General features: G+C 43.8%; 6 protein-coding genes. 1 reads left to right on the top strand and 5 read right to left on the bottom strand.

From position 1 onward, the window contains the following. Positions 1 to 334 precede the first annotated feature (334 nt). The 5 genes from ychF to lolB all read right to left on the bottom strand — a co-directional run bounded on the left by ychF (position 335) and on the right by lolB (position 4,910). A complete protein-coding gene (ychF, locus tag ACED42_RS12270; RefSeq protein ID WP_029223110.1) occupies positions 335 to 1,426 on the bottom strand; it encodes a redox-regulated ATPase YchF in 1,092 nt (363 codons plus the stop codon). 10 nt (positions 1,427 to 1,436) lie between these two features. Then, positions 1,437 to 2,027 carry an aminoacyl-tRNA hydrolase gene (gene pth / locus ACED42_RS12265; protein ID WP_010439162.1) on the bottom strand — a complete coding sequence of 197 codons (591 nt, stop codon included), beginning with the start codon at positions 2,025 to 2,027 and terminating at the stop codon, positions 1,437 to 1,439. A gap of 370 nt (positions 2,028 to 2,397) precedes the next feature. Continuing rightward, positions 2,398 to 3,342 (bottom strand): ribose-phosphate pyrophosphokinase, encoded by a 945-nt coding sequence (locus ACED42_RS12260; RefSeq protein WP_012603389.1) that lies wholly within the window; start codon positions 3,340 to 3,342, stop codon positions 2,398 to 2,400. 27 nt (positions 3,343 to 3,369) lie between these two features. After that, on the bottom strand, positions 3,370 to 4,245 hold the full coding sequence (gene ispE / locus ACED42_RS12255; RefSeq protein ID WP_371702720.1) for a 4-(cytidine 5'-diphospho)-2-C-methyl-D-erythritol kinase: 876 nt from the start codon (positions 4,243 to 4,245) through the stop codon (positions 3,370 to 3,372). Beyond that, entirely contained in the window at positions 4,242 to 4,910 is a 669-nt protein-coding gene (lolB, locus tag ACED42_RS12250) for a lipoprotein insertase outer membrane protein LolB (RefSeq protein ID WP_017099626.1), read from the bottom strand. Before lolB ends, ispE begins: the two co-directional genes overlap by 4 nt. Before the next feature lie 160 nt (positions 4,911 to 5,070). Here lolB and hemA point away from each other — a divergent pair, with 160 nt between their 5' ends. Beyond that, positions 5,071 to 6,330 carry a glutamyl-tRNA reductase gene (gene hemA / locus ACED42_RS12245; protein WP_009848729.1) on the top strand — a complete coding sequence of 420 codons (1,260 nt, stop codon included), beginning with the start codon at positions 5,071 to 5,073 and terminating at the stop codon, positions 6,328 to 6,330. Positions 6,331 to 6,348: the final 18 nt, after the last annotated feature.

The following is a 6,348-nucleotide window of genomic DNA, read 5'->3' as shown; positions in this document are numbered from 1 at the left end:
CCTGCGACCCCATCATTATGAGTGATGTGCTCTAACCAACTGAGCTAAGTAGCCATTTCCAAATTGTTGCTCATTTCGAGACGTTGCCGCTTCGTTGTGAACGGGGCGCATTATGCGGAGTTGAGTGAAACCCGTCAACTTTTTTTTTGAATAAATCACGAATAAACATCTGTTCGGTTTCTTTTTAGTCAAAGAGGCGTATTTGTCAGCAAGAAATAGGTTCAAATGCCGATATATATAGGAAGTTAAGTTTTGGATAAGAAGCTCTTTAGAAAGAGCGAAAACGAAAAAGGCCAGTGAATTCACTGGCCTTTTATTAGATGTTTATCGGTAATTAAACGTTGAAACGGAAGTGAACAACATCACCATCTTTAACGATGTATTCTTTGCCTTCAAGACGCCATTTACCTGCATCTTTTGCTCCGCTTTCACCGCCAAATTCGATGAAATGTTCGTAACCAACTACTTCTGCACGGATGAATCCTTTTTCGAAGTCGGTGTGGATCTTGCCTGCAGCTTGTGGCGCAGTCGCACCTACAGGGATCGTCCAAGCGCGAACTTCTTTAACACCTGCAGTGAAGTAAGTCTGAAGAGTAAGTAGTTCGTAACCAGAGCGGATCACTCGGTTAAGGCCTGGTTCTTCGATACCCATGTCTGCAAGGAACTCTTCACGATCTTCATCGTCAAGTTCAGAAAGCTCAGATTCGATTGCAGCACAAACAGCAACAACAACGTTGTTCTCTTTTTCTGCGTACTCACGAACTGCGTCTAGGTAAGGGTTGTTTTCAAAACCATCTTCAGCAACGTTTGCGATGTACATTGTTGGCTTAAGCGTTAGGAAGTTAAGGTAGTCGATCGCCGCTACTTCTTCTTTAGCAAGTTCAACAGTACGAGCCATACCACCTTCAGTCAGGATAGGTAGTAGCTTTTCAAGAACCGTAGTTTCGAATTTAGCGTCTTTATCGCCGCCTTTTGCTTTTTTAGCATTGCGGAATATTGCACGTTCACAGCTATCTAGATCGGCAAGAGCAAGCTCAAGGTTGATCACTTCGATATCTTCGATAGGTGATACTTTGCCTGAAACGTGAACGATGTTTTCGTTTTCAAAGCAGCGTACAACGTGACCGATAGCATCAGTTTCGCGGATGTTAGCTAGGAACTTGTTACCTAGACCTTCGCCTTTAGATGCGCCAGCAACTAGGCCTGCGATATCTACGAATTCCATTGTCGTTGGAAGGATCTTCTGTGGATTAACAATTTTTGCTAATGCATCTAAGCGTAGATCTGGAACCGGAACGATACCTGTGTTTGGTTCGATCGTACAAAATGGAAAGTTTGCTGCTTCGATGCCTGCTTTAGTCAGTGCGTTAAACAGAGTTGACTTACCAACGTTTGGTAGACCAACGATGCCACATTTAAAACCCATGATATAAACCTTATTCTGCTTTGAACGTATGTAAGCGATTTTGTGCTTTTGGTAGGCCATCTTTCAATAAGATGTCTAGGCTACGAACCGATTCGTCAACGACAGCCTCGATACACTCTTGCTCTTTCGCAGGAGCTTTGCCTAATACATAACCTGCAACTTTATCTTTGTGTCCTGGATGGCCAATGCCTAATCTAAGACGATAGAATTCTTTATTGTTACCCTGTTTGCTGATGATGTCTTTCAGACCATTATGTCCACCATGACCACCACCTTTTTTAAACTTTCCAATACCTGGAGGAAGATCTAACTCATCGTGAGCGACCATGATCTCTTCTGGTTTAATTTGGTAGAACTTTGCTAAGGCAGCAACAGCTTTGCCTGACAAGTTCATAAAAGTCGTTGGGATCAGCAAACGAAGATCTTCACCATGAACCATGATACGACCCGTTAGGCCAAAGAACTTTGGTTCGTTCTTCAGTGTCACGTTGTGTACACGTGCTAATTCTTCAACTACCCAAGCACCCGCATTGTGGCGAGTTTTGGCGTATTCTGGACCTGGATTAGCCAGTCCAACGAGAAGTTTTATTTGTTGGCTCAAGGTATGGATCTCTCTTGGGATTTCAAAAAGCGCCGTATGATATCACAGTTTATGAAAAAGGTGCGAGCTAGCTGATAGCAACTCAATGATTCAAACTGTGGTCAAATTCACTTTGTGGTCGTTATACCAATCGTAGTAAATAACTGGTCACCCTAGCTAGTTAAAATGCTCGATAACTGCGTTATAATTTTTGATTGTAGAATAACTACTTATAAAAAAATCACGCCTTGTTCTCAAGCTTTTTTCCTGCGCTATTTCTGAACACTTACTTACTGTGATTGGTATTAGATATAAAAAAAGCACTTCATCGAATGAAGTGCTTAATATCTTTTTCAGATTGTTCTGCTAAAGCAAAGCTATAGAGCTTTGATTAGTTGAACATCGCAGAGATAGACTCTTCGTTGCTGATACGACGAATCGCTTCAGCAAGCATGCGAGAAAGGCTTAGTTCAGTTACTTTACCTGTCGCGGCCATTTCCGGAGAAAGCTTGATTGAATCGGTAACAATAACTTGGTCTAGAACTGAATTGCGGATGTTTTCTGCAGCAGTACCAGAGAATACAGCGTGAGTTGCGTAAGCGAATACACGCTTAGCACCGCGCTCTTTAAGCGCTTCAGCTGCTTTACATAGTGTGCCACCAGTATCGATCATGTCATCAACGATAACACAGTCACGACCTTCAACATCACCGATTAGGTTCATTACTTCAGAAACGTTAGCACGTGGACGACGCTTATCAACGATAGCGATGTCAACATCACCTAGCGCTTTAGCTGTAGCACGAGCACGTACAACACCACCAAGGTCTGGAGAAACCACAACTGGGTTTTCTAGGCCACGGTTAGCCATGTCTTCTAGAAGAACTGGAGTGCCGAAAATGTTATCAACAGGTACATCGAAGAAGCCTTGGATTTGCTCTGCGTGTAGGTCGATAGTCAAAACGCGGTCAACACCAACGTTAGAAAGGAAATCTGCAACAACTTTTGCAGTAATAGGCACACGAGCAGAACGTACACGACGATCTTGACGGGCATAACCGAAGTAAGGGATTACAGCAGTAATACGGCCAGCAGAAGCACGGCGCATTGCGTCAATCATTACCACCAATTCCATAAGGTTGTCATTGGTTGGTGCACAAGTTGATTGAATCAGGAATACATCGCTACCACGAACGTTTTCATTGATTTGTACAGCGACTTCGCCATCAGAAAAACGGTCTACAGTAGCATCTCCAAGAGAGATGTATAGACGATCAGCAATACGTTGGGCTAGTTCAGGTGTTGCGTTACCAGCAAATAGCTTCATATCAGGCACGGTGGAAACCTCGGGTTGCGTCCAGTTTTAAATAGATTGTGGGTGGGCTGATTGGTATTCAGCCAAAGTTTCTTTTAAAGGCGAAATGTTTCGTCCTCTCGCGACAAACGCGGAAACTGTGTCAGGCAGTTGCTCTAGCACTGATTCGGCTTCTTTTTTGCTGCTAAATTCAGCAAAAACGCATGAACCCGTACCAGTCAATCTCGACGGCGCGTATTGTAGCAGCCATGAAAGTTGCTTATCAACCTCTGGGTACAGCATTCGCACAATTTTTTCGCAATCGTTTACGTATTCTTGCTCTAGAAGCGTTGATAGTGCTCGCTTCGGCGTATTTCGAGTTAATTCTGAATGTGTGAATATGTCTACAGTTGCTATGCTCACTTGAGGTTTAGCAACGAGATACCATTTCTCATCCGGATTAGCGGGTTGTAATTGTTCACCAACACCTTCAGCAAAGGCGGCGTGGCCTCGAACGAAGACCGGAACGTCTGCACCAAGCTTTAAGCCAATCTCTGCTAGCTGATCATCAGACAGGTTGAGTTGCCATAAATGGTTGAGAGCGACCAACACGGTTGCGGCATTTGAAGAACCTCCACCAATGCCACCTCCCATAGGAAGCACTTTCTTTAACTCAATATCCGCACCGAAAGTTGTCGATGTATATTGTTGAAGGGCAGTTGCGGCTTTCCAAATCAGGTTATCTTCTGTCTCAACGCCTGGAATTTCAGGTGTGATGGTTATCGAGCTTGTTTCTCGGTTTGCGGTAACCGTAAGTTCATCGCCAAAGTCGACAAACTGAAATAGGGTCTGAAGTTCGTGATAGCCATTGTCGCGTTGGCCAGTGATATAGAGAAATAAATTCAGCTTAGCTGGCGAAGGCCAGTGCGTTGGCGTTGTTATCATTTTTTCAGTGTCCACTTCGAAACTACAATGTTGATTTTGTTCTCGTCTTGCTTGAATGACAATCGAGTAGGGAGTGGGATTGTCTCTACGTTCGTGCTGTCTTCACTAGAGTTCTTGCTGTCTTCACCAGATAATAGTGTACTCGGCATCTCTGTATTGCGATAGTTAGCAAAATTCAGAGTCCACAATTGGCTGCTTACTTGTTTAGACAGAGATTCAAGCGTGTTAGTGCTGTTGAGTTGGTAGCTATCTGCTTGGTCGGGAATGCCAAGAAACCATTGTGGTAGGTGATCAATGGGGATCTGCAATCCAGTAAGTTGCTCTACCAATACAGATGCACTTGCATGGGTGAATACTTGATCATCGTAAGTCACGACTTTTGCACCCAAACTGTCAATTGTAAGGTTCAAGGCGGTTTGACCAAGGAAAGTGGTCAGTCTTAATTGGCTTTGATTTGGGGAGTGCTTCCATATGAAGTTTAGGCTTTGGCGTTGCTCTGGAGAAATGTAAGCGAGCTTGCCTGAAGCTTGATAGTTTTCTATCTGTAAAAGCCTGTTTTGGTGACTTTGCCACTCAACGCTGGTCGGTTGTTCTGGGATAGACGAGCAACCCACCATAATGATGGTCAAAAAAATAAGAGACGTGATTTTTCGAAGCTTGCTCATATTTGCTCACAACTTGTTCAAATTTATCTAAAAAACGTCTCAACTATAGCATTGAATTCACGAACTCAGGAAAACAAATCCCGCTTGCTCTTTAAATAGAGCCATGCATCAAGTAAAATTCGCCCCTTGTTTCCATTCCCTGATCGAGAACTTCTGATACATGTCTTTGCTTGCCGTAGGTATCAATCACAATACAGCGTCGGTTGAATTGCGAGAAAAAGTCGCTTTTGGTCCAGATAAATTATCTGAGGCACTTAAGCAACTTAACGCAAATGCACACGTAAATGGAAGTGTCATACTTTCTACCTGTAATCGAACTGAAGTGTATTGTGACGTCAAAGGCGTGGCAAAAAACAAGTTGATCGATTGGCTGTCTGTATTTCATCAAGTTAGCCCTGAAGAATTAAAACCGAGTATCTACATCCATGAAGAACAAGCCGCGATTAAGCACTTAATGCGCGTTGCCTGTGGTTTGGACTCTCTGGTGTTGGGTGAACCACAGATTTTAGGTCAGGTGAAGCAAGCTTATACAGACTCTCGAGATAACAAATCTGTTGATGCTTCAATGGAAAAACTGTTTCAGAAATCATTTTCTGTCGCTAAGCGTGTTCGAACTGAAACCGAGATTGGCGGAAGCGCGGTTTCAGTTGCTTACGCAGCTTGCACATTAGCCAAACACATTTTTGAGTCGATTGCTGAATCAACGGTGTTATTGGTAGGTGCGGGTGAGACGATTGAATTGGTGGCAAAACACCTTTCAGCGAATGGTTGCACCAAGATGATTGTGGCCAACCGAACTCGTGAGCGTGCTTTAGGGCTAGCTGAAGAGTTTGGTGCTGAAGTGATTAGCCTCAATGAAATCCCCGATCACCTGCATCGAGCGGATATCGTGATCAGCTCAACCGCTAGTCCACTGCCTATTATTGGGAAGGGCATGGTTGAGACCGCACTTAAGACAAGAAAACATCAACCGATGTTGTTGGTTGATATTGCAGTTCCCCGAGACGTTGAGTCTCAGGTAGGTGATCTGAATGATGCTTACCTATATTCCGTTGATGATCTGCAGTCGATTGTTGATGGCAACATTGAACAACGTAAAGTGGAAGCTATCCAAGCGGAAGCTATCGTTAGTGAAGAAAGTGCAGCATTCATGAGTTGGATGCGCTCACTGCAAGCGGTAGACAGTATTCGTGACTATCGCAAATCGGCCAATGAAATCCGAGAAGAATTATTAAGTAAGAGTTTACAATCACTTGCCGCTGGCGGTGACCCTGAAAAAGTCTTACTTGAGCTAAGTAACAAGCTCACAAACAAATTGATCCATGCTCCAACGCGTGCACTCCAAAGTGCAGCAGAGCAAGGAGAACCTGCAAAATTAACGGTCATTAGACAGAGTTTGGGCTTAGAAAACCCTCAATAATATTCGACCTCCAACAGA

The organism is Vibrio sp. FF145 (assembly GCF_041439075.1).
Lineage (GTDB): Bacteria > Pseudomonadota > Gammaproteobacteria > Enterobacterales > Vibrionaceae > Vibrio > Vibrio tasmaniensis_A.
This window is presented reverse-complemented; position numbering and strand designations above follow the sequence as displayed.